Below are 23,501 nucleotides of genomic sequence, written 5' to 3' on the forward strand. Positions count from 1 at the left end.
CTTTTTATTTTAAATAATCTATTATTCTTAAGGCAGAGGTAGTATCCCACCGTTATATGGGATAGATGGAAATGGGACTGCCCTTCGTCAATATATGCATTTAATAAATGGTGTACGTTGAGCAATGAAATCACGAAGACAAATAGTATACTACAACTTCTTCATGGTAATGTCGTTGCGATGACAGATCAAAATAGAGAAGTTGTAGCAACGTATGAATATGATTCGTGGGGTAACGTACTAAAGAGCGACGTAAAAGGTATCGCCGCAGACAATCCATTTGGATATGCGGGATACATGTATGATAAAGAAATCGGGATGTATTACTTGATTGCAAGATATTATCAACCAGATCATGGTGTGTTCTTATCGGTGGATCCGGATCTGGGTGATGAAGATGATCCGATTACAATGAATGGAAATCATCTAGAAGTAACTCGAAAAAAGAAATCGCAAATTTATCGCCGGGACAGCGCGTTCAAAAGCAGCAAATACTAAAAAATGCAGTGAAGTCAGGGGCTAAAGGAGCGTTATTCACTGGTAGTAAAGCTGTTGGAGGGATAGGGCTGATTCCGGACGCGGCGGTTTTTGTAGATGGATATTATAAGGGATATAAAAAGGATATAAAGATTATAAGCCGAAAAAAACTAATTCTAAGAAAAGAAGGAGATAGATTAGTAAAATGGAGACGATACATACAATGATTGGTATATATAATGTTGTTTTTATTGTAGCATTATTGGTGATTATGTTAAAAAGGAAAAACTATCGAGCTACCATGGTGTTAGTAGTAGGTCTCATATATACAATTCTAGTAAGTTTTACCTCGTATATGTCGTTCTTGGGTTATACAATTAACTTGATAATTGTAATTTTTCTGGGGATTAGTTTTATCTTGGCTGGTATTTTTGAAAAAGAAAAGTAAAGTCTATTCGGTGTATTTCACAACCTAAACAAATAGTTTGATTTCGAGATACACTTTTTTATTTTAAATTAATTATTCTTCTATGACGGTAATAGAAGCAATCCATGAGGAAAAGGGAGTTATGATAATGCAAGATAATGTACTAGAAAAATTAATAAAACGACTTTCCGTATTATCCACTGAAAAAGAACGTGAAATATTAGCGGTGGATTTAAATGATATATATGAAAGTAGTAAAAGTTTTGAAAAATTGCTTGAAAATATTATAAACTCTCAGCAATCTAAAGAAGACTTAATAGATGCGCTAATTGAAGTGGAGATAGAATTAGATCACATCAATTGGCATTATAAAAGCTTGAAGAAAAAGTTGAAAATATTGATGAAAGATTAAAAAGCACGCCCTTATCTAAAAAGATAAGGGTGTGCTTTTTTTAATTTCCTTGCGGAGAAACAAGAGTAAATGTATCTTTCAAATCACTATCATTTATTTTAATATTTGCCTTTTTTAATTCCTCTTGTAACAATTTTTTGCTGAATACAGGATCAGCAGTACGTTCTTCCTCTAAGTTTTTGCGAATAGAGTTTTTTACTTCATCGTAAGGTTTTAAATCTTTTTTATCAGTTAATTTAATAACGTGATAACCGTTTGATGATTTTACGGGGTTGCTAATTTGTCCAACACTTAGTTTGTAGGCAGCCGTTTCGAATTCAGGAGCCATTGTACCTGAATTGAAGTATCCAAGGTCTCCGCCTTTATCTTTTGATAGTAGATCTTGTGATTCTTGTTTTGCTAATTCTTCAAATGAAGCACCAGCATCTAGTTTACTCTTTATTTCTTTCGCTTCATTTTCGTCACTTACTAAAATGTGACTCGCTTTAATTTCTGGCTTATAGTGGTCTTTTACGTCTTTCTCTGTAATGCTTTTCTTAATCGCTTCATTCATAGCAAGTTTGAACTTAATTTGATTTTTGAAATCCTCTTCATCTTTTAAACCATAATTTTCTAATACTTTTTTGAATTGATCTCCATATTGTTTTTTTACTTTTTCTACTTCTTTATTTACCTCTTCATCAGGTACTTTATATTTTTTTGTGATGACGTCTTGTGCCATCATTTCGTATAGCATGTCTTTTCCGTAACGATCTTTCAATTGTTTTTCGAAGTTATCCTTTGTAATGGTCGAGTCTGTTGCTGTAGCGACTGTAGCTGAGCCATTCTTTTGTTCGCAAGCAGATAGCATCAATATACTTATTAGTGCAGTAATAATGAAAATATGTTTCCCTCTCATGCCAACACCTCATCCGAATATGTTATCGCTATTGTAGAATATAGAAGTGAACATGAAGTGAATTTTTAATGTTTTTTTCCTTTAAAATGTAAAAAAGTACATCAACATAATTGTTGATGTACGATGGAATCAAAGGTGATCGGTCTTTTTAGAGTATGCACGTTTACCTTGCTGAATATTTTTTTGCTCTTGCTCATTTTTTTGTGTGCGTTTTGCGTTATTATCGCGTGCTTTTTTGTCGTTATCACTCGTATGTGGCATATGTATCAACTCCATTTCTAAACGTTGTACGTTTATCATTTCCTTTTTCGTAAAGACTATGTATAGCGGTGCATTTATGAAGGGTAAAGGTGGATTCGAAATGGATTTGAAGTTGAATTATACTGAACTTATAAAGAAGTTAATCGTTGTAATCATCGCAGGTTTATTAAACGCGATTGGGATGAATTTATTTTTAACGCCAGCAAAAGTGTATGCGAGCGGCTTTGCTGGATTGTCTCAATTATTATCACAAATATTAGGTGATTTTTTATCGATTCACATATCTACGGGAGTATTGTTTAGCTTATTTAATATTCCTGTCGTTATTTTAGCGTGGAAAAAGGTTGGAAAGGCCTTCACCTTTTTTAGTTTTCTTTGTGTTATATTTATGACTCTGTTTCTAGAAATCATCCCTGTTAGAGCGGTTTCGAATGATATCATATTAAATGCGATTTTTGGCGGGATTATTTCGGCAATTGGAGTAGGGATTGCTTTAAAGTGGGGTGCTTCTACAGGTGGATTAGATATTATCGCCATGATTTTATCAAAAATAAAAGATAAGCCTGTCGGTACATACTTTTTCTTTTTTAATGCAATTATCATTATCGCTGCTGGCTATGTATATGGATGGGAAAAAGCGTTGTATACGCTAGTGACTTTATATGTATCAACGAGAATTATTGATGCAATTCATACTCGTCATGTAAAGATTACAGCATTAATTGTTACGAAGAATGGGGCAGACGTAAGAAAGGCGATTCACTCGCGATTAGTAAGAGGGATTACAACGATACCAGCAACAGGTGCTTATACGAATGAAAATAAAGAAATGTTAATGATGGTTATTACCCGTTACGAGTTATACGAATTAGAGAGGATTATTAGACAAGTGGACCCAGGTGCATTTACAAATATACTGCAAACAGTTGGGGTGTTCGGATTGTTTCGGAAAGATTAAAGAGGACCAAAGTTGGTCCTCTTTTTTAATGTAAATTCGTAATGTTTTGCAATTGCTCTTGCATTTCACGGAGCTGAACTTTTTCAGCAGTTGAAGAGTTTGCGTAAGCGGATTGCAAAGCATTTTTTGCTCTATACACGAGATCTTGTTGCTCAGTACCGCTTGAACAAGATACGGCATTTTCAACAGCATCTCTAGCTTGTTGGAATAGTAAGTTCCCCATTTAAACCCCTCCAAAAGAAGAGTTACTTCTTGCTTTTTCTGCCTCAGCTAATGTACCTCTGTACGGGAATCTTGCATCATGCTTCATAACAGCATCGGCTCCTTGTTGGATAAAACGTTTTGATTTGTTCTTTTTACCCATTCGAAAAACCCCCTTTATTTAGCTGAAAACAATCGACGCAATGTCTCATGCGTCTACTTATAGTATGGACATTTGGCAGGAAACTATAAGTAGGGAATTTTTAGATTACAACCCAAGAACCTCTTCTAAATATAAAGCAATACCATCTTCTTCGTTCGTTAACGTCGTATGGTTTGCGAGTGATTTTAATTCAGGGATGGCATTTCCCATTGCGATGCCATGACCAGCAAATTCAATCATTTCAAAATCATTATCTTCATCACCGAAAGCGATAATGCGCTCTTGTGGAATGTTGTAATGACTAGAAATTTTTTGTAATCCAACTGCTTTATTTAATCCGCTTTTCACAATTTCAATAATCGGCCAAGGTGCGCCCCATTTTCTATGGTCGATTACTTCCGCATGCATATCCGTTAAATGTTGACGAATTGCAGTAGAATGCTCGTCATGTGCGTCAATTAATAAGCAAGTTGGATGATCGTTTAAAATATTTAATAAGTCTCCGGTAAAAATCTTAGGAGAGCCGAATTCGAAAATATGTTTTTTATCTTCATCAATTTCACGAACATACACATCGTCCATTACTTCCGCGTATATATTTTTTACGCCAAAATCAAAGCAAGCTCGGACAATTTCTTGCGCTGTTGCTAGCTCAAGAGGAGAGTGATGTGTTCCCCAGTTTGAATCAAGAGGATGATGTACGTAAGCGCCGTTAAAGTTTACGATAGGTGTGTTAAGATCAAGTTCTTTATAGTAATCGTAACTAGCACGGAATGGACGTCCTGTTGAAATAACAACAATATGTCCCTGTTCCTTTGCTTTTGCAATTGTATGTTTCGTTCGAGTGGAAATTATTTTGTTGTCTGTTAATAAAGTGCCGTCTAAGTCTAATGCGATTAAATGTTGTTTGTTCATAATTTCACCTCTTATAATAATTTTTTTGTATCTATCTGTATTTCCGTTTTTAATATGCAGAAATAAGAGGTTAGGCTCGGTGAAATCACCATAGATGGAAATTTCACTATATATCCATCTTACGTCTCAAAGTGCTGTGGTGTCTACTATTTATCGTTGGAAATTAAGAAAAGTCAACATCTTTTTAGAAAGTTCAAACAATGTTTCTTTCATTATGTACAAATTGTGAAAAGGGTTACATTGCTCGTGTGGTGAGGCATATAATGAACATGTAATCTTCTCGTATATGTTTGACTCTCCTTTGAAACTAGCCTAGAGTAGGTTGGTTTCTTTTTTTTTCTACAAGTAGGAAAGAAATCCCTGCTTACGCTTGTGTCATTCATATATATGTACAAGAATGAGATGTAGTACTGTTTCCTAAACATGACAGAAAAGCTTTCTTTTAAAATGGATATACTAATGAGGCAAGACGTCATGGAAGGAGAATGAAGATGGGACAAAATCGCAGGTTTCGTTCTGGACAAAAAGCGCCGAATGATGGCATTTACGTAGAAATTGGTGAAACGGGAAGTATGGTGAAAGATCCGCAAATGGTGAAATTAACTGCCGGTGAAAAGTTTCCGGATAACACGAATCATAACCGCCAGTGGACATATAAAAGAAAACCGTAACAGAAGCCGCAATCATTATTGCGGCTTTTTTGTCGTTACACATTGTAATTTCATTTACCGTATTTTTTAGCAGTATAATGAATGCTCTCTTTTTCTTTTTCAAATAATAAGTTTGAAAATACATAGGCAAAATTATTGTATAAAAAAGTCAGTTGGCGTATAATCAAATCAAAGGTCAAAGAAAGTCAAACTTTTGGAGGGCTGTAAAGATGGACTTAAATCAAATGACAACAAAAACACAAGAGGCGATTATGAGTGCCCAATCTTTAGCGGTATCTCATCATCACCAAGAGGTGGATACTGTTCATCTATTACTTGCATTATTAGAAGAGCAAGATGGATTAGCAGTACGTATATTTCAAAAAATGAATGTTGATATAGAAGCATTAAAGCAAGGTGCTGAAAGTTTAATTAAAAAGAAACCTTCTGTAACGGGGAGCGGTGCAGAAGTTGGAAAATTGTATGTAACGAGCGCTCTGCAACAACTGCTTGTAAGAGCAGGGAAAGAAGCAGAAAAACTGCAGGATGATTACATTTCAGTAGAACATGTGTTGCTTGCTTTTTCTGAAGAAAAAGGCGATATAAATCAATTATTTACAAGATTGCATATTACGAAAGATAACTTATTACAGTCTTTAATGACAGTTCGGGGGAATCAAAGAGTGACGAGTCAAAATCCAGAAGCAACTTATGAAGCGTTAGAAAAATATGGTCGTGATTTAGTGGCGGAAGTGAGAGCAGGGAAAATCGATCCTGTAATCGGCCGTGATAGTGAAATACGACGTGTAATCCGTATTCTTTCACGTAAAACGAAAAACAATCCGGTTTTAATTGGGGAGCCAGGTGTTGGTAAAACAGCAATCGTTGAAGGGCTAGCCCAGCGTATTGTGAAAAAGGATGTACCTGAAGGATTGAAAGATAGAACGATTTTTGCGTTAGATATGAGTGCACTCGTAGCTGGTGCGAAATTCCGTGGTGAGTTCGAAGAGCGTCTGCAAGCTGTATTAAATGAAATTAAAAAGAGTGAAGGACGCATTTTATTATTCATTGATGAACTTCATACAATAGTTGGAGCTGGTAAAACAGAAGGAGCCATGGATGCAGGAAATATGTTAAAACCGATGCTTGCGCGTGGTGAACTGCATTGTATCGGGGCGACGACGCTCGATGAATATCGCAAATATATTGAGAAAGATCCAGCGCTAGAAAGACGTTTCCAACAAGTATTAGCAGAAGAACCAACTGTTGAAGATACAATTTCAATTTTACGTGGATTAAAAGAACGCTTTGAAATTTATCACGGTGTAAATATTCATGACCGTGCGATTGTAGCAGCGTCAGTTTTATCAGATCGATATATTTCAGATCGATTCTTACCTGATAAAGCAATTGACCTTGTTGATGAAGCGTGTGCAACAATTCGTACAGAAATCGATTCTATGCCAACAGAATTAGATGAAGTAACGCGCCGCATTATGCAGCTGGAAATTGAAGAAGCGGCTCTTGGAAAAGAAACGGATCGTGGTAGCCAAGAGCGTCTAAAAACATTGCAACGTGAATTATCGGATTTAAAAGAAGTTGCAAGTGGTATGAGAGCAAAGTGGGAGAAAGAAAAAGAAGACATTCACAAAGTTCGTGACTTACGTGAACATTTAGAACGTCTGCGTCGTGAATTAGAAGAAGCAGAAGGTAATTACGATTTAAATAAAGCAGCCGAACTTCGTCACGGGAAAATTCCAGCAATTGAAAAAGAGTTAAAAGAAGCGGAAGAAATGGGCGCGCATAATAAACAAGAAAATCGTTTATTACGTGAGGAAGTAAGTGAAGAAGAAATTGCAGATATTGTTTCACGCTGGACGGGTATTCCTGTTGCGAAACTCGTGGAAGGTGAACGCGAGAAATTATTACGCTTAGAGCAAATCTTATCAGAGCGTGTCATCGGACAAGAGGAAGCAGTAAGCTTAGTGTCAGACGCAGTTCTTCGTGCTCGCGCTGGTATTAAAGATCCGAACCGCCCGATTGGTTCTTTCATCTTCTTAGGACCAACAGGTGTTGGTAAAACAGAACTTGCAAAAACGTTAGCGCAGTCTTTATTCGATAGTGAAGAGCAAATGATTCGCATTGACATGTCTGAGTATATGGAGAAACACGCAGTGTCACGCTTAATTGGTGCACCTCCTGGATATGTAGGATATGAGGAAGGTGGTCAATTAACAGAAGCGGTAAGACGTAAACCATATTCCGTTGTTTTATTAGATGAAATTGAAAAAGCACATCCAGAAGTATTCAACATTTTATTACAAATGTTAGATGATGGGCGCATTACAGATTCGCAAGGTCGTACAGTGGACTTTAAAAATACAGTTATTATTATGACTTCAAATATTGGATCTGCTCATTTACTAGATGGATTAGAAGAAGATGGTTCGATTAAAGAGGAATCAAGAGATCTTGTAATGGGACAATTAAGAGGACATTTCCGCCCTGAATTTTTAAACCGTGTTGATGAAATTATTTTATTCAAACCTCTTACAACGAATGAAATTAAAGGCATTGTTGATAAAATTGTAAAAGAACTACAAGGTCGTCTAGCTGACCGTCACATTACAGTAGAATTAACAGATGCAGCAAAAGAATTTGTTGTAGAAGCTGGTTTCGACCCAATGTACGGAGCTCGTCCATTAAAACGATACGTACAGCGTCAAGTGGAAACGAAATTAGCACGAGAATTAATTGCAGGAACAATTACTGACAATAGTCACGTAGTTGTTGATGTAGAAAATAACGAATTAGTCGTTCATGTGAAATAAAAATAAAAAAGAGTTCGGATAAAATCCGGACTCTTTTTTTAGTGTTGTTCTACTGGCTCGTTTGGAATTGCAGCTGAAATTGCTAGTACTAACACAGCAAGAACAACTGAGAAAATAGACGCTTGGTTAAAGTCGTATGTACCGCCAGTCATAGAGCCGATTACATAGCTCATCATATGTACAAGTAAGAACGACCAAATTAATGCCCAAATGAAACGCATATTTTACACCTCTATTCGTTCAATCTGTCCTTATTGTAACACAATTGAAAAAAGAATATAGAAAAATATTTGTAGATTTTTCAACGCAAATTTGCATTCCGTTCATACATTATAAAAGAGTACTTTTATATGTTTAGAAAATAAGGCGGGGGAAAAATGAGTATTACGGAACGTTTTTTTTACTTAGAAAAAGAACCATGTGTCATTTATTTACCGGAGAAGCCAAATGGATTTTCTGTTATGCTCCTCGGTGATTATAACTACTTTATTGAGAATGGTACAAGTTTATGGACACAACATGCGGGTAAATCTTATTTTTTACATGGTCTTATTGAACAAGGCTACACGGTCTTTTCCTCTAATTTATACGGAAGACATTGGGGAAACGATCAATCTGTTCGTCTGGCAAAACGTTTATATGATGTTGTTTTGAGAAAAGAGACGTTAAATGCGAAAATGCACATTATGGCAGATGGTATGGGAGCGCTTGTAGCACTTGAAATGATGAACAAATATCCTGAATGTATTCGTTCTGTTGTTATGCTAAATCCGTGTTTGGATTTACCAGAATATGTAAGTTTTGAGAAAGAGCATAAATTTTTTTACAAGAGACTCGTGAAGGAATTAAGTTTGGCGTATGATGCCAAAGAAGAAGAATTAGAATCAAAAATAAATAAGAAATCATTTACGCTTCTTCCATCTTGTGTACCTGTTAAAATTTTCGTATCAACACAAGAAAAAAGAGGAAGAAAACAGCAGTTGCGTAGATATGAGAAAATGAGGCAACTAAATCAATGTGATACTTCTGTCTTGTTCCATCTGCAAGATGTGAAATATAAAATGGTTAGGCAAACGACTGATTTCTTTAAAAAATATGAAGAAGAATTATGAAGCTCCCATATACATAAATGAGGAGCTATTTGTTTCAGAGGGAAAGGGTTGGTGGTATGGAACGCGTGCTGATAATAGGTGCACTTACGTTTGTAGGTTATCACCTTGTAAATAAAATGATTGCAGAAGAAGTGGAAGTCTATGGTCTTGATTTTGATGAATTCGATAGTATGACCAAAATTAATGAAGAGAAGTTATTATTAATTGGGCGAAATGCGTTATTTACGTATTATTCGATAAGAGATGAAGATGGATGGAGATCGGTTGAGGAAGAGAGATTCGATACTGTTTATTTTTGCTTATATGAGCCAAATCAGCAAAGTGGATTTCGGAATGAAAGAGTCATATTACAATATTTAAAGCGAATTATAAGAATGTGTGAAGAACAAAAAGTGAAGTTAAATTTAATTTCTTCTATTGAAGTAGGCAGTACAGATGAATCCGAAAATAAGCGCCTATTTTTGAAAGTAGAAGAAGGATTGAAAAAAGGGAATTTACAATATAGTGTATTTCGAGTTCCAACATTATATGGACCGTGGCAACCGTCCTTTATGATGTTTCATCAGCTTATTTTATCAGAATTAGTTGAAAAAGAGTGGCGTTGTACGATTGAGGAAAAGGGGAATGATTTACTTTACGTTGAAGATGTATGTGAATACTTATGGGAACATGGAACGAACGGGGCGCATCTTGGTATATACAATTTACTTAGTGGTAAACAGTCATTATGGGAAAAAGGTATGAATCTTTTACGCGCGGATGATAAAGTAAATAAAAATAATAGCGAAGTAAGAGATGAGGCTATCGAAGTAATTTCGATAAAAAGAAATACTCCGTTAGAATACGGTTTAAATAAGCAACTGGCACACATGAAAAAATATAAAGAGTTATACGAAGGGTAGTACGCGTGTTACACTATTGTATGTGAAAGTTTTAATGGAGAGGAAGAGTATAATATGAACGAAAAAAGCATGCAGTTTTTACAAATTGCAATGAAGCATTTACCGGAAGCAAAGGCAATTTTAGATGATAATGGAATTGCACTTGATATGGAGAAGGCACAGCCGGTGTTAGAGTTGTTAATGAAAGTTATGAACGAAGCTTACGAGCTTGGGAAAGCAGATAAAGAATAAAAAGCATCTTTTTAAGATGGAAGAGAGGCCCGAACCGTGGATAGAAGCGGTCAGGGCCTTTTTTATTCTCGCCTGGGGGAAAACCACATGCCCATCAACTTAAGAAAAGTAAATACCCCAAAAAGAAAAAATGAGTTGAATTCTCAAAATAACTAATTGTGGAGAAAGAGAATTTTCATTTAGTGTGTACTTCAAAACCTTAGCTTGATGGTGATGTGGTGCTACCCCTATTTGAGAAAGTTGGATTTTTTGGATATTAGGTCATAATAAGTTATTATTTGTACTGTTGATATATCCGCTTATTTTTCCAGTTTCGAAATTATATTCTAACGTTTTAGTTTCATATTCAAATTTCATTAATATTGAAGCTTTAGTGTTATCTTTCCATGAAATTTTATAAAGATCTGGATTATTAGCTATATTAAAATTAACTACCCTTACTTTTGTTTTCTCTACAAGTTTTTCTTTTTCTTTAAAGTAAATTTTTATGTATTTATCATCTGAGATATGTCCATATGCAATCCCTGTAATTTTTATTTGATTTACTTGGTTTGGTGACGTATCTTTTAAAAGAGGTCTTTCGATTTCTTGAAAAAAAATCCAATAAATAGGATATATAATAAATATAAAAATAAGACTCATACCTAACAAAAACTTTAATATGCAACCGCCAAAATAGTGATCTGCTCTTTTATTATTACTTAGCCATTGATTCATATTAGTTTCACCACTAAACTTTAGTATAATTAGATGGAAAATTTCAAAACGTTTTAAAGTCCCACCTCTTTTCAATTTTTTAATATGAACAGAATGTTAATTATATCTATAAAGTATTATATCAATTAGAGATTCATTTGGAAAATTTTGATTTGTATTTTTTGTATTACGTGGGGTAGCGTCACATCGCTATCAAGCTAAAATAATTTCATATCCATATAACGAAAAAAGCGTTATTCTTTTTGTGAAAATGTACAGAAAGGATGACATTTTTTATGAATCTTTCGATTCAAAACGAACTACAATTATTTGCTGAAGAATTATATGAACATCTTACTCCTTCATTTTTAGAAAATCTTGCTAGAGAACTAGGTTTTGTACAACGAAAACGTAAGTTTTCAGGTCATGATTTAGCTGCTATCTGTGTCTGGATTAGTCAACGGGTAGCGAGTGATTCTTTAGTGCGACTGTGTAGTCAACTTCATGCTGTTACAGGAACAATTATGAGTCCAGAAGGACTCAATAAGCGTTTCAATAAAAAAGCTGTTTGCTTTTTAAAATATATTTTCTCTTCGTTATTAAAAACTAAAATTTGTGAAACATCAGTGATTCCTAGTTCTTCAATCTCCTATTTTCAACGAATTCGTATTTTAGATGCAACGATTTTTCAGGTGCCAAAGCATTTAGCTAGTGTGTATCCTGGATTGGGAGGTTGTGCTCAAACAGCGGGTATAAAAATCCAGTTAGAATATGATTTACATAGTGGTCAATTTTTAAATTTCCAAGTGGAACCAGGGAAAAATAATGATAAAACCTTTGGAACAGAGTGTTTATCGACATTACACCCTGGTGACCTATGTATTCGGGATTTAGGCTATTATTCACTGGATGATTTAGATCAAATGGATCAACGTGGCGTGTATTATATATCGCGACTCAAATTAAACAATAGGGTATATGTCAAAAATGAATTTCCTGAATACTTTCGAAATGGGACAATAAAAAACAATCTCAATACATCAAAGTTGATTTAGAGCACATGATACCTTAAAACCAGGACAGTCCTATGAAATAAAAGAAGCTTATATTGGAAAGGATAAAAAACTATTCACTCGGGTAATTATGTATTGATTAACAGAAAAACAAATTCGTGAGCGTATGAAAAAACAAGTGTATACGGAAAGTAAAAAGGGTATTACGTATTCGGAAAAAAGCAAACGATTAACTGGCATGAACTTATATGTTACCAATACACCTTGGGAGATTATTCCGATGAAACAAATCCATGATTTTTACTCTCTCCGTTGGCAAATAGAGATTGTGTTTAAAACATGGAAATCCCTATTTCAAATTCATCATTGGCAAAATATTAAACAAGAGCGATTAGAATGTCATGTTTATGGAAAACTCATTGCCATTTTTTTATGTTCTTCTACTATGTTTAAAATGCGCCAATTAATTTTACAAAAGAAGAAACAAGAATTAAGTGAATATAAAGCCATTGGAATGATTCAAGATCATTTACACATTTTATATCAAGCCATACGGCAAAACACCCAAGAAATAACAAAGATCTTAGTCCGCCTGTTCAACCTCCTACAAAAAAATGGACGGAAATCTCACAGATATGAGAAAAAGACAGTCTTTGATATTTTAGGTGTTGTCTATGAGTATAATGGGTTAAAAAAACAAAAGAAAGCTGCATAATTTTTAAAAGTGATACCTATCTGAGTTTATTTGGTATGCACATTTTTAGGGATACAAAACATTTTAAGGGCATTTTTGTTTATATGAACGAAAGTTCATTGTATTTCCATACTTTAAGTTGATGGGCATGGGGGAAAACCAGAGATATGAAGAGGATAAAGGAAAGGTAGTGAGGAGAACTCTCTAGTTTAGAAGAAAAGCAGATAAAGAATAAAAAGCATCTTTTTAGATGGAAGAGAGGCTCGAACCGTGAACAGAAGCGGTTTGAGTCTTTTTATATTTGAGAGGTATGTTTCTGTTTCTTTTAATGAAAAATAAAGTGGATAATGCGTTAGCTTTCTGTTTTATGCGAAATATATTCTAGACAAAAATACATTTATGTTTTAAAATTAGTACCAAGTCATAATAATTGATATAAAACGGAGGGCTGCGATGTGAACGTGGGCATTTTAGGGATCGGAAGATATGTGCCAGAAAAAGTAGTCACAAATCACGATTTAGAAAAAATAATGGATACATCCGATGAATGGATTCGTACGAGAACGGGAATTGCAGAAAGACGCATTGCCGATGATACAATAGATACTTCATATATGGCCGTAGAGGCTGCAAAAAAAGCACTTGAAGATGCAGGGGTTAGCGGAGAAGATATCGATCTTATTTTAGTGGCGACAGTAACACCAGATCGTGCGTTTCCAGCAGTAGCTTGTGTCATTCAAGAAACGATTGGAGCGAAACATGCAGCTGCAATGGATGTAGGTGCAGCATGCGCTGGTTTTATGTACGGAATGATTACAGCGCAGCAATTTATTCAAACGGGGACTTATAAAAACGTATTAGTAGTTGGTAGTGATAAGCTATCTAAAATTGTAGACTGGAATGATCGAAATACAGCGGTATTATTTGGAGACGGAGCCGGTGCTATCGTAATGGGAGCAGTTTCAGAAGGAAGAGGCGTTCTATCTTTCGAATTAGGAGCAGACGGAAGCGGCGGTAAGCATCTATATCAAGACGAGTATGTTATGATGAATGGCAGAGAAGTCTTTAAATTTGCCGTTCGTCAACTTGGTGAATCTTGTCTTCGCGTGCTGGATAAGGCTGGTCTTACAAAAGAGGATGTGGATTTCTTAGTACCGCATCAAGCGAATATTCGTATTATGGAATCTGCAAGAGAGAGATTAAATTTACCACAAGAAAAAATGAGTATGACAATTGAAAAGTTTGGTAATACATCAGCTTCTTCAATTCCAATTGCAATGGTAGAGGAATTGCAAAATGGACGTATTCAAGATGGTGATTTAATTATACTTGTTGGTTTTGGTGGCGGATTAACATGGGGAGCAGTCGCTCTTCGTTGGGGTAAATAAGGACTGAGAGAAAAAAAGGAGTGTATTTTGTATGGAAAAAAAGAGGGTCGTAATTACAGGACTAGGAGCTGTTACACCGGTCGGAACAGATGTTGAAACAGCATGGGAAAACATTAAAAAGGGTGTATCTGGAATCGGACGACTTACAAGAATTGATCCGGAACTATTTCCAGCAAAAGTAGCAGCAGAAATTAACGACTTTGAAGTCGAGAAATATATTGATAAAAAAGAAGCGCGCCGTATGGACCGCTTTACACAATATGCAGTAGCAGCAGCGAAAATGGCAGTTGCAGATGCAAAGCTTGAAATTACAGAAGAAAACGGACCTCGAATTGGTGTATGGATTGGATCAGGTATTGGCGGTATGGAAACATACGAAGAACAATTTAAGATTTTTACTGAGAAAGGCCCACGCCGCGTGAGCCCATTCTTCGTACCGATGATGATTCCGGATATGGCAGCAGGTCAAGTATCAATCGCAACAGGAGCAAAAGGAATTAACACTTGTTCTGTAACGGCTTGTGCATCTGGTGCAAACTCAATTGGTGATGCATTTAAAGCAATTCAGCGTGGTGATGCTGATGCAATGATTACAGGCGGAGCAGAAGCACCGCTAACAAGTATGGCATTCGCAGGATTTAGCTCAGCGAAAGCATTAACATTTAATGAAGACCCAGCAACGGCTTGCCGTCCATTTGATAAAAACCGTAGCGGTTTTGTAATGGGTGAAGGCTCAGGTATTCTAATTCTTGAAGAATTAGAGCACGCATTAGCGCGTGGTGCTCACATTTACGCGGAAATTGCTGGTTATGGTGCAACTGGAGATGCGTTCCATATTACAATGCCTGCTCCTGGTGGTGAAGGCGGAGTGCGTGCAATGCGTCAAGCTTTAGCTGATGCAGGCCTACAGCCAGAAGATATTGATTACATTAATGCGCATGGTACAAGTACGGATGCGAATGAAAAATATGAAACGATGGCAATTAAAGAAACTTTCGGTGAGCACGCGTATAAAGTAGCGATTAGCTCAACGAAATCAATGACAGGTCACTTATTAGGAGCAGCTGGTGCTGTTGAAGCGATTTTCTCTATTAAATCAATTACAGACGGAGTAATTCCGCCAACAATTAACTATGAGACACCAGATCCAGAATGTGACTTAGATTACGTACCGAATCAAGCGAGACACCAAGAAGTAAATGCAGTATTAAGTAACTCATTAGGATTCGGTGGTCATAACGCAGTGTTAGTATTTAAATCGTATAAATAATAGATGAAATAAGGAGTTTTTTCGCAATATATTGCGAAAAAACTCCTTATTTATTTTTACGCCTTTTTCTCCTGTAGCATATACATAAGAAAAAGGAGGGATAAAGATGGGGATTGTTGAAACAGCTGAATGGCTACATTTATATTATGGGCGGCCAGAAAAACTTTGTGAGAAATTTACGAAGTATATTCCGTTGCCAAAAGAAAGGTTGTATCGCTTTTTAATTTCAAAAGGGATGTATCGCCCGATCATGCGCGGAGAAAAGGAAATTAAAGAATTAGAGGAAAAGGAAATTTGGAAAGAATTGAGCCTGGAGTATGATAAACTGAAAAACTGGTTAAAAGGTCCAGATGTCCCTGTCTTTATTTTATTATCAGATTCCTATAATCGAACTGTACAAGAAGAGTATAACGGTAGGGCTGGATTATCTATGCGTCATGTTATTTTCTTATTCGTATGTGGACGGAATTCGGTAGAAGAATTAAAAGTGTTATTAGCGCATGAATATCATCACATATGCAGGTTACATCAAATTGAGACGAAAGAAACAGAATATACATTACTTGATACGATGATTATGGAAGGGCTAGCTGAACAAGCAGTAACAGAAAGGTATACAGAAAAAAACAATGCACCGTGGACGGCGTATTTTTCAAAGGAAGAGGCTATTTATTATTGGAAAAATATTGTACATGAAAGAATAAGTATAAAACGAGGAACAAGGGAACATGACATCTTATTAAATGGCTTTCACTCTTATCCGAAGATGCTTGGCTATGCGCTTGGATTTCATATTGTCAAAGATTGTGTAACTTTGGAAGGAGAAGATACACTTTCTTTATTATCTATAGATGCAAAAGAAATATTGAATAAAGCAAGTACATTTCATATATAAAAAAACAGGAGTTCTATTTCCTGTTTTTTTAGTATTAATAGAAGAAAAAATAATAATTAGAATATATTTCCTCAAGTGGAATAAAGTTAAGCAAAAATGAACATAATGATTGGTACAAACAGTAGTGAAGTGAGGGGTAGTGAATGTTATATCTACATGATGTATGGGTAAATTGGTTTGAAGGTGAAGAAAATGGGTATAACGTTTGTCATTTTTACGAATGGCGGAAAGATGATACGATTGAGCTATTAGATCAAGTGCCATTATTAAAAGTAGATGCCACATTATATCATTACATCGAGAACGAATTGTTAGAGCTTCCGCAAAAAATGCTGGAAGACGTACATCATAAGGCTTATATTCGTAAAAATCATGAACGTTTGCAGCAAGAGTATTGCTTTGTTGTTACAGATGGAAAAGGAATTATTGCGATTGACACAATTGGTTACAATGTACCAATTCGCAAAAGCAGACTTATACCACGTCAAGAGCAGATGGTATATGAGATGGTAGAAAATGTACAAGCAGAAAAGTATGAGTTCCAAGTAGAAGAAACAGAAAAAGAACATCACATTTTATCACCATCGCCTTTCATTATGAATGGCTTGACTCGTAAAGAAAGACAGCTAAAACAATTATTATTTATGGCGTTAGATCAATTACATACAACGAAAAATACAGCAGAAATTCGCTATTGGTTCACAGAGTGGGATCCATCAGCATATGGAATGGTTCAACATATGGAATTTGAAGATATTTGGGTTAAGCTGTATGATGAAGCGAAAACAGGCTGGTCTGATAAGCATGAACAATTATGCGAGCGTCTCGTAAAAGGACAGCCATTTTTTGAAAAGTTATGGGAAATGGAAAATGAGCAAAAGGTAAATTAAAAAACCGCCAATTGGCGGTTTTTTAATTTTGTAGTAATCCAGCTCCAGCGGCAAGAATGTTCGGTGGCTTCGCGCCTTCCTGCGAGGCAAAAAGCGCCTCTACGTCAGGAGCTCCATCCCCCTCACATTCTGAACGAGCCGCTTCCGCTTTATATGTAATCCAGCTCCAGCGGCAAGAATGTTCGGTGGCTTCGCGCCTTCCTGCGAGGCAAAAAGCGCCTCGCAGGAAGGAGCTCCATCCCCCTCACATTCTGAACGAGCCGCTTCCGCTTTATATGTAATCCAGCTCCAGCGGCAAGAATGTTCGGTGGCTTCGCGCCTTCCTGCGAGGCAAAAAGCGCCTCTACGTCAGGAGCTCCATTCCCCTCACATTCTGAACGAGCCGCTTCCACTTTATATGTTACCTACGTTTTCTGCTTAGTCCCATTGCGTTTTCTACTTTGCGTAGTTGTTTGAATGCAACGCGGTTTGCTTTTTCTGCACCTTTGTCTAGAATTTCGTCTAGTTCTGGTGAGTTGATTAGTTCGTTATATTTGTCTTGGATTGGACGAATTGCTTCTACGACTACTTGCGCTAGGTCGCCTTTGAAGTCGCCGTATCCTTTTCCTTCGTACATTGCTTCAATTTCTTCAACTGTTTTTCCAGAGAATGAAGAGTAGATTGTTAATAAGTTAGAGATACCAGGTTTGTTTTCTTTATCAAATTTCACAATACCTTCAGAGTCAGTAACAGCACTCTTAATTTTCTTTTCAATTGTTTTTGGTTCATCAAGCATACTGATCATTGATTTTGGATTCGGATCAGATTTACTCATTTTCTTCGTAGGTTCTGTTAATGACATAACGCGAGCGCCTACTTTTGGAATACGAATTTCAGGAATTGTGAACACTTCACGGAAGCGTTTGTTGAAACGCTCTGCTAGGTCGCGTGTTAATTCCATATGTTGCTTTTGGTCATCACCAACAGGCACGATTTCAGTGTTGTAAAGTAAAATATCAGCAGCCATTAATGGTGGGTACGTTAGTAATCCAGCTGGAACTGAATCTCTACCTGATGCTTTATCTTTATATTGCGTCATACGTTCTAATTCTCCAACGTAAGCAACAGATTGCATGATCCATCCTAATTGAGCGTGTGCTGGTACTTCTGATTGTACAAATAAAGTAGCTTTTTCAGGATCGATGCCGCATGCTACATAAAGTGCAGCAAGACTGCGGATGTTTTTACGAAGTCCGACGGGATCTTGAGGTACTGTAATCGCATGTTGGTTTACAATACAGAAATAACAGTCGTGTTCATTTTGAAGCTCTGTAAACTGCTTCATTGCGCCTAAATAGTTTCCAAGTGTAATCGTTCCACTTGGCTGAATACCAGAAAAGATAACTGACATAAGTAATTCCTCCTAAAATTGAATGCGTGATGGGGGGAGAGAAGGCAAACAAAAAAGCCCATTCATCCCAAAAACTATAGGGACGAATGGACCGCGGTACCACCCTAATTATTTCACTACTGTGAAATCTCTCTAATCCATAATAACGTTAGGATATAACGCCAAAGCCTACTACTTTCGGTTCGGTTTGGTGCTCAAAAGCCCATTCCATACTGTACAATTACTTGTTCACACCAACCACAAGCTCTCTGAAATTGCCTCAATATGTACTCTTCTTTATCATCGCATACATATAAATTTATTTATTGTTACTTGAGCTCTTTTAATATGAAAGAACTAAAGTTTTATAACAAAATGTTTTGCTGATTATTATATCATATGGGATAGTGTTTGCAAACTACATCAAAATAGTAAAGCTAATGAGGGTCGAGAACAACCCAAGGAAGATACCTGTAATACAAATTGGATATGTCCATTTGAATGAATATGTTTTATAAATACGTTCTTTCTTATCTGTAGGTTCCTCGACTTCTTCAATTAAAGAGTCAATCTTTTTGTTCGTACCAAATACTCTTTGGAATGCGTAAATGGTTACATTGAAAAAACCATTTTGAAATATGTATAAAAAACCGCCGATAAGAATAAAAAACAGTGCAATATAAAACAAAATGTTGACAAAGTTCAACAAAAATTGAGATGAAATGAGGAATGCACCAATACTAGAAGCAATCATCGCTATAAAAATTAGTATACAAGTATGAAAAAAAACTTTATTCAAAATATTCCCCTCCGTCAAAATATTACTAGAATTATTATACTATAAAAGCTATAATAAGTACTAGGATTAATTTTTTGAAAATTATACGCAATTAAAGGTCTGATTTTAAGATGATGGTAGCAATGTTAATGTATCCCTTTACGAAAAATTAAAAATATAAATATTTTATTAAAAATTTTAACAAAAAAACAAAAAACTATATTCACAATTGTTATATTATATGTATAATGAAAATTGTAGAAACTTGGAGATTATTCTTTCAATTCTACTTTTTAACAAGTGAGGGTACAGGAAGTGCAATTAGGGGAGGCAACACAACATGAAGAAAAAGATACCGTTATTACTTGCATCAACTTTAACTGCAAGTATGTTGCTTAGCGCGTGTAGCTACCAAAAAGATGACGCAAAAGCAAAAGGGAAAGAGAACGCTACGAGTAGTAGTAACGGAAAACAGATTCTTAATTTAACAGAGTTATCTGAAATTCCGTCAATGGATGCATCATTAGCATCTGATTCTTCATCTTCTACAGCATTAAATAATACGATGGAAGGTTTATATCGTATTGGCAAAGATCAAAAGAGAATGCCTGGAGTTGCAGAAGATGTCGAAAAGCTAGATGATGGGAAGAAATACATATTTAAATTAAGAAGAGATGCGAAATGGTCGAATGGGGAACCTGTAACAGCTAAAGACTTTGTGTATTCATGGAAAAGAGCAGTAAATCCAGATACAAAAGCAACGTATTCATACATTATGTTCGATATTAAAAATGCAGAGAAAATTCATAAAAAAGAATTACCTGCTGACCAATTAGGTGTAAAAGCGATTGATGATTATACATTAGAAGTAGAATTAGACAATCCCGTTCCTTACTTTATCGATTTAACAGTTTATCCAGTATTTTACCCACTAAATGAAAACTTTGTAAAAGCACAAGGTGATAAATTTGGTTTAGAGGCAAATACAACATTATATAACGGTCCATTCGTTATGAGTGATTGGAAACATGAACAAAGTTTCCAATTCAAGAAGAATCCTTCATATTGGGATAATAAAACGGTTAAAATCGAAGAAATCAACTTTAATATTGTAAAAAATACAGCAACTGATGTAAATTTATATGAGACAAACGCGATTGATCGGGCGGCTTTAACGTCTGAATTTGTTGATAAGTTTAGAAAAAGCCCAGAGTTCCAAACAAGAAAAGAGGCAGGGGTTGCTTACTTAAGATTTAATCAAAGTAATCAGTACTTAAGTAATAAAAACTTAAGAAAAGCAATTTCAATGTCCTTTGACCGTGATAACATTGCAAAAGTTATTTTAAATAACGGCGCAATTGGAGCTTACGGATTTGTTGGAAAAGATTTCGCTGAAGGTCCAAATAAAAAAGATTTCCGAGCTGAAAATGGAAAGCTAGTTGAAACAAATCCAAAAGAAGCAAAAAAGCTTTGGGAAACAGCGAAGAAAGAGCTTGGAACTGATAAAATCGAACTAGAATTCTTAAACTTTGATAATGAAGATGCTAAAAAAGTTGGGGAATTCTTAAAAGGTGAGATGGAAAAGAACTTACCAGGTTTATCAATTAAAATTAAACAGCAACCATTCGCACAAAAAAATAAATTAGAAGATTCTCAGCAATATGATATTGCATTTGGTATTTGGGGACCAGATTTCCCAGATCCAATCTCATATTTAGATATGTTTGTTACGAATGGTTCTCAAAATAAAACAGGGTATTCTAATCAGAAATATGATGAGTTAATCCTAAAAGCTAAAACAGATACAAAAGATTTACAAGCTCGCTGGGACAACCTTCTAGAAGTAGAGAAGATGTTAATTAAAGAGGATGCAGTTATCACTCCAATCTTCCAAAAAGGTTCAGCGTATGTAGTAAAAGGTGCCGTAAAAGATATTATCCCAATTAACTATGGTGGTAAATTAACTTACAAATGGGCATCTGTTGAACAAAAATAATCTTTTTTTTCCATCGTTTACAAGGGTATATGCCTATGATGGGCATATGCTCTTATTTTAAAAAAATAAAAGTAAGAATATTTTAAACTATCTTATTGCTTTTGAGAAAAACGGGGAGGTGCTTGACTATGGGACGTTATGTATTAAAACGTTTCGTGTACATGGCTTTGACATTATTTTTAATTACTACAATGACTTTCTTTTTGATGAAATTACTTCCGGGTTCTCCGCTTAAAAACCAGGAGAAGCTATCACCGGCACAAAAAGAAATCATTCTTGAAAAATACGGATTGAATGATCCGGTACCAGTTCAATATGCACGTTACTTAGGTAACTTAGCAAAAGGTGATTTAGGGGTATCATTCCAATATGATAACCGCCCAGTAACAGACATGATTGTGGATCGTATTGGACCATCAGCCCAATTAGGTTTACAAGCGATTATATTAGGAACATTTATCGGTTTAATTTTAGGTATTGTTGCCGCACTTCGTAATAATACGTGGGTAGATTATAGTGCAACAGTTATTTCGGTACTCGGAATGTCGGTACCATCATTCGTATTCGCCGCATTACTGCAATATTTCGTAGGGGTAAAACTAGGCTGGTTCCCAGTAGCATTCTGGAAAGGACCAGAGTTTACTGTAATGCCTACAATTGCATTATCGATGGGAGTTATCGCGACAATCGCACGTTTCTCTCGTGCAGAATTAATTGAAGTTATGCAAGCCGATTACATTTTAACGGCGAAAGCGAAAGGAATTAGCCAAGGCGTTATCATTGTCAAACATGCACTTCGTAACGCGTTAATTCCAGTTGTAACAATTTTAGGACCAATGGTTGCGGCATTAATTACAGGAACACTTGTTATCGAGCAAATTTATGCTGTACCAGGACTTGGGGAACAATTCGTTAAATCGATTACTTTAAATGACTATACAGTTATTATGGGAACTACGATTTTCTATAGTGCGATCTTCATTTTAGTTATTTTCATTGTCGATATTTTATACGGAATTATTGATCCTCGTATTCGTTTAGCGGGAGGGAAAAAATGATGAAAGATGTACAAAAATTATCTCCAGATTTATTTCAACAAGCCAATCAAAATAATGTTGATAATGAAGTCATTGCCCGTCCAAGCTTAACGTTTTGGCAAGATGTAAGAAGACGTTTATTCCAACATAAAGGTGCGATGCTTGGCCTTGTATTGTTAGTTATCATTGCGCTATTAGCGATTTTTGGACCGATGGTAAGTAAACACTCGTATAAAGAGCAAGATTTAGGTCGTGCGAAATTACCACCAAAAATTCCAGTTATTGAAAATGTTCATTGGTTACCATTTGACGGTACAGATCAATATGGTGTTGACCAATATGAAAAACGTGATATTAAAGAGTACTTCTGGTTTGGTACAGATGACCTTGGCCGTGACTTATGGACAAGAACATGGGAAGGTACACGCGTATCATTATATATCGCTCTTTTAGCGGCAGCAATTGACTTAGTAATTGGGGTTGCATACGGAGGTATTTCAGCATTCTACGGCGGTAGAGTAGATAACATTATGCAACGTATTATGGAGATTATTAACGGTATTCCATACTTAATCATCGTTATTTTAATGGTAATCATTATGGGATCTGGTATTTGGTCAATTACACTTGCGATGGCGATTACAGGTTGGATAGGGATGTCGCGTATTGTTCGTGGACAAATCTTAAAGTTAAAAAACCAAGAATATGTATTAGCATCTCGTACATTAGGTGCAACAAATACACAATTAATTGTGAAACATTTAATTCCAAACGTAATGGGACCTATTATCGTAATGACGATGTTTACAATTCCATCAGCGGTGTTTGGTGAAGCGTTCTTAAGTTTCATCGGTTTAGGAATTCAGCCACCATTTGCGTCACTAGGTTCTCTTGTAAATGATGGTTATAAATCTATTCAAACGTATCCGCATATGATGTTCATCCCTGCGGTTGTCATCAGTATATTAATTTTAGCGTTTAACTTAATGGCAGACGGATTACGCGACGCGTTAGATCCAAAAATGCGTAAGTAAAAG

At 35.8% G+C, this 23,501-nt stretch carries 23 protein-coding genes, 2 pseudogenes and 1 other annotated feature; of the genes and pseudogenes, 16 read left to right on the forward strand and 9 right to left on the reverse strand.

The features are described 5' to 3' along the window. Nucleotides 1-40 precede the first annotated feature (40 nt). Nucleotides 41-420: pseudogene (locus BHV55_RS27415) on the forward strand (RHS repeat domain-containing protein); the annotation flags it as partial. Nucleotides 421-1,052: 632 nt separating this feature from the next. Beyond that, nucleotides 1,053-1,316 (forward strand): hypothetical protein, encoded by a 264-nt coding sequence (locus BHV55_RS06200; RefSeq protein ID WP_001153796.1) that lies wholly within the window; start codon nucleotides 1,053-1,055, stop codon nucleotides 1,314-1,316. A 40-nt stretch (nucleotides 1,317-1,356) separates the two neighbouring features. Here BHV55_RS06200 and prsA read toward each other — a convergent pair whose 3' ends face one another. Together prsA and BHV55_RS06210 are read right to left on the reverse strand one after the other, a co-directional pair. After that, nucleotides 1,357-2,214 carry a peptidylprolyl isomerase PrsA gene (prsA, locus tag BHV55_RS06205; RefSeq protein ID WP_070757212.1) on the reverse strand — a complete coding sequence of 286 codons (858 nt, stop codon included), beginning with the start codon at nucleotides 2,212-2,214 and terminating at the stop codon, nucleotides 1,357-1,359. A gap of 129 nt (nucleotides 2,215-2,343) precedes the next feature. Then, nucleotides 2,344-2,475, reverse strand: coding sequence for a DUF3941 domain-containing protein (locus BHV55_RS06210; protein WP_001120851.1), 132 nt, complete (start codon nucleotides 2,473-2,475; stop codon nucleotides 2,344-2,346). Between the two features lie 100 nt (nucleotides 2,476-2,575). On the opposite strand from BHV55_RS06210, the gene BHV55_RS06215 reads away from it, so the two are divergent. After that, on the forward strand, nucleotides 2,576-3,433 hold the full coding sequence (locus BHV55_RS06215; protein ID WP_000364432.1) for a YitT family protein: 858 nt from the start codon (nucleotides 2,576-2,578) through the stop codon (nucleotides 3,431-3,433). Between the two features lie 25 nt (nucleotides 3,434-3,458). On the opposite strand, the gene BHV55_RS06220 is transcribed toward BHV55_RS06215, so the two are convergent. The 3 genes from BHV55_RS06220 to BHV55_RS06230 all read right to left on the reverse strand — a co-directional run bounded on the left by BHV55_RS06220 (nucleotide 3,459) and on the right by BHV55_RS06230 (nucleotide 4,712). Next, nucleotides 3,459-3,656, reverse strand: coding sequence for a DUF3813 domain-containing protein (locus tag BHV55_RS06220; RefSeq protein WP_000527407.1), 198 nt, complete (start codon nucleotides 3,654-3,656; stop codon nucleotides 3,459-3,461). Next, the gene (locus BHV55_RS06225) at nucleotides 3,657-3,797 is read right to left on the reverse strand and encodes a hypothetical protein (protein WP_000516816.1); all 141 of its coding nucleotides are present in this window, start codon (nucleotides 3,795-3,797) and stop codon (nucleotides 3,657-3,659) included. Between the two features lie 105 nt (nucleotides 3,798-3,902). After that, nucleotides 3,903-4,712 (reverse strand): Cof-type HAD-IIB family hydrolase, encoded by an 810-nt coding sequence (locus tag BHV55_RS06230; RefSeq protein WP_001041232.1) that lies wholly within the window; start codon nucleotides 4,710-4,712, stop codon nucleotides 3,903-3,905. A 491-nt stretch (nucleotides 4,713-5,203) separates the two neighbouring features. Between BHV55_RS06230 and BHV55_RS06235 the strand changes: the two genes are divergently transcribed. Together BHV55_RS06235 and clpB are read left to right on the forward strand one after the other, a co-directional pair. Beyond that, nucleotides 5,204-5,383, forward strand: coding sequence for a YjzC family protein (locus BHV55_RS06235; RefSeq protein WP_000531421.1), 180 nt, complete (start codon nucleotides 5,204-5,206; stop codon nucleotides 5,381-5,383). 209 nt (nucleotides 5,384-5,592) lie between these two features. Beyond that, nucleotides 5,593-8,193 carry an ATP-dependent chaperone ClpB gene (gene clpB / locus BHV55_RS06240; RefSeq protein ID WP_000365401.1) on the forward strand — a complete coding sequence of 867 codons (2,601 nt, stop codon included), beginning with the start codon at nucleotides 5,593-5,595 and terminating at the stop codon, nucleotides 8,191-8,193. 38 nt (nucleotides 8,194-8,231) lie between these two features. On the opposite strand, the gene BHV55_RS06245 is transcribed toward clpB, so the two are convergent. After that, nucleotides 8,232-8,414, reverse strand: coding sequence for a YjzD family protein (locus tag BHV55_RS06245; RefSeq protein ID WP_001211116.1), 183 nt, complete (start codon nucleotides 8,412-8,414; stop codon nucleotides 8,232-8,234). Between the two features lie 156 nt (nucleotides 8,415-8,570). On the opposite strand from BHV55_RS06245, the gene BHV55_RS06250 reads away from it, so the two are divergent. From BHV55_RS06250 to BHV55_RS06260, 3 genes are read left to right on the forward strand one after another with little or no spacing between them, the layout of a single operon-like run. Continuing rightward, on the forward strand, nucleotides 8,571-9,305 hold the full coding sequence (locus tag BHV55_RS06250) for a lipase family protein (protein WP_000028691.1): 735 nt from the start codon (nucleotides 8,571-8,573) through the stop codon (nucleotides 9,303-9,305). Nucleotides 9,306-9,334: 29 nt separating this feature from the next. After that, complete coding sequence (locus tag BHV55_RS06255; RefSeq protein ID WP_016109546.1) at nucleotides 9,335-10,207, forward strand: NAD-dependent epimerase/dehydratase family protein; 873 nt, start codon at nucleotides 9,335-9,337, stop codon at nucleotides 10,205-10,207. 54 nt (nucleotides 10,208-10,261) lie between these two features. Continuing rightward, on the forward strand, nucleotides 10,262-10,438 hold the full coding sequence (locus BHV55_RS06260; RefSeq protein ID WP_001986215.1) for a ComZ family protein: 177 nt from the start codon (nucleotides 10,262-10,264) through the stop codon (nucleotides 10,436-10,438). A gap of 261 nt (nucleotides 10,439-10,699) precedes the next feature. Here BHV55_RS06260 and BHV55_RS06265 read toward each other — a convergent pair whose 3' ends face one another. After that, nucleotides 10,700-11,155, reverse strand: coding sequence for a hypothetical protein (locus tag BHV55_RS06265; protein WP_070757211.1), 456 nt, complete (start codon nucleotides 11,153-11,155; stop codon nucleotides 10,700-10,702). Nucleotides 11,156-11,430: 275 nt separating this feature from the next. Here BHV55_RS06265 and BHV55_RS06270 point away from each other — a divergent pair. The 5 genes and pseudogenes from BHV55_RS06270 (at nucleotide 11,431) to BHV55_RS06290 (ending at nucleotide 17,284) form a co-directional block, all read left to right on the forward strand. Next, nucleotides 11,431-12,862: pseudogene (locus BHV55_RS06270) on the forward strand (IS4 family transposase). Between the two features lie 434 nt (nucleotides 12,863-13,296). Continuing rightward, entirely contained in the window at nucleotides 13,297-14,229 is a 933-nt protein-coding gene (gene fabH, locus BHV55_RS06275) for a beta-ketoacyl-ACP synthase III (protein WP_070757210.1), read from the forward strand. Nucleotides 14,230-14,260: 31 nt separating this feature from the next. Continuing rightward, a complete protein-coding gene (gene fabF, locus BHV55_RS06280) occupies nucleotides 14,261-15,499 on the forward strand; it encodes a beta-ketoacyl-ACP synthase II (RefSeq protein ID WP_000412656.1) in 1,239 nt (412 codons plus the stop codon). A 106-nt stretch (nucleotides 15,500-15,605) separates the two neighbouring features. Continuing rightward, entirely contained in the window at nucleotides 15,606-16,394 is a 789-nt protein-coding gene (locus BHV55_RS06285; RefSeq protein ID WP_070757209.1) for a DUF2268 domain-containing putative Zn-dependent protease, read from the forward strand. A gap of 143 nt (nucleotides 16,395-16,537) precedes the next feature. Then, a complete protein-coding gene (locus BHV55_RS06290) occupies nucleotides 16,538-17,284 on the forward strand; it encodes a YjbA family protein (RefSeq protein ID WP_000966128.1) in 747 nt (248 codons plus the stop codon). A 400-nt stretch (nucleotides 17,285-17,684) separates the two neighbouring features. Here BHV55_RS06290 and trpS read toward each other — a convergent pair whose 3' ends face one another. Together trpS and BHV55_RS06300 are read right to left on the reverse strand one after the other, a co-directional pair. Further along, nucleotides 17,685-18,674 carry a tryptophan--tRNA ligase gene (trpS, locus tag BHV55_RS06295; protein WP_000110985.1) on the reverse strand — a complete coding sequence of 330 codons (990 nt, stop codon included), beginning with the start codon at nucleotides 18,672-18,674 and terminating at the stop codon, nucleotides 17,685-17,687. Between the two features lie 75 nt (nucleotides 18,675-18,749). Continuing rightward, nucleotides 18,750-18,966: a binding site (T-box leader), on the reverse strand. A gap of 105 nt (nucleotides 18,967-19,071) precedes the next feature. Continuing rightward, the gene (locus BHV55_RS06300) at nucleotides 19,072-19,452 is read right to left on the reverse strand and encodes a DUF3899 domain-containing protein (protein ID WP_001044997.1); all 381 of its coding nucleotides are present in this window, start codon (nucleotides 19,450-19,452) and stop codon (nucleotides 19,072-19,074) included. Between the two features lie 319 nt (nucleotides 19,453-19,771). Between BHV55_RS06300 and BHV55_RS06305 the strand changes: the two genes are divergently transcribed. From BHV55_RS06305 to opp3C, 3 genes are all read left to right on the forward strand, one after another. Continuing rightward, nucleotides 19,772-21,427: a peptide ABC transporter substrate-binding protein gene (locus BHV55_RS06305; protein ID WP_000727219.1), complete on the forward strand. Its 1,656-nt coding sequence runs from the start codon at nucleotides 19,772-19,774 to the stop codon at nucleotides 21,425-21,427. A 128-nt stretch (nucleotides 21,428-21,555) separates the two neighbouring features. Next, the gene (gene opp3b / locus BHV55_RS06310) at nucleotides 21,556-22,485 is read left to right on the forward strand and encodes an oligopeptide ABC transporter permease (protein WP_000534172.1); all 930 of its coding nucleotides are present in this window, start codon (nucleotides 21,556-21,558) and stop codon (nucleotides 22,483-22,485) included. Next, nucleotides 22,482-23,498: an oligopeptide ABC transporter permease gene (gene opp3C / locus BHV55_RS06315; protein WP_000974106.1), complete on the forward strand. Its 1,017-nt coding sequence runs from the start codon at nucleotides 22,482-22,484 to the stop codon at nucleotides 23,496-23,498. The genes opp3b and opp3C overlap by 4 nt, the downstream gene beginning before the upstream one ends. Nucleotides 23,499-23,501: the final 3 nt, after the last annotated feature.

Source organism: Bacillus sp. RZ2MS9, assembly GCF_001816185.2.
GTDB lineage: Bacteria > Bacillota > Bacilli > Bacillales > Bacillaceae_G > Bacillus_A > Bacillus_A cereus.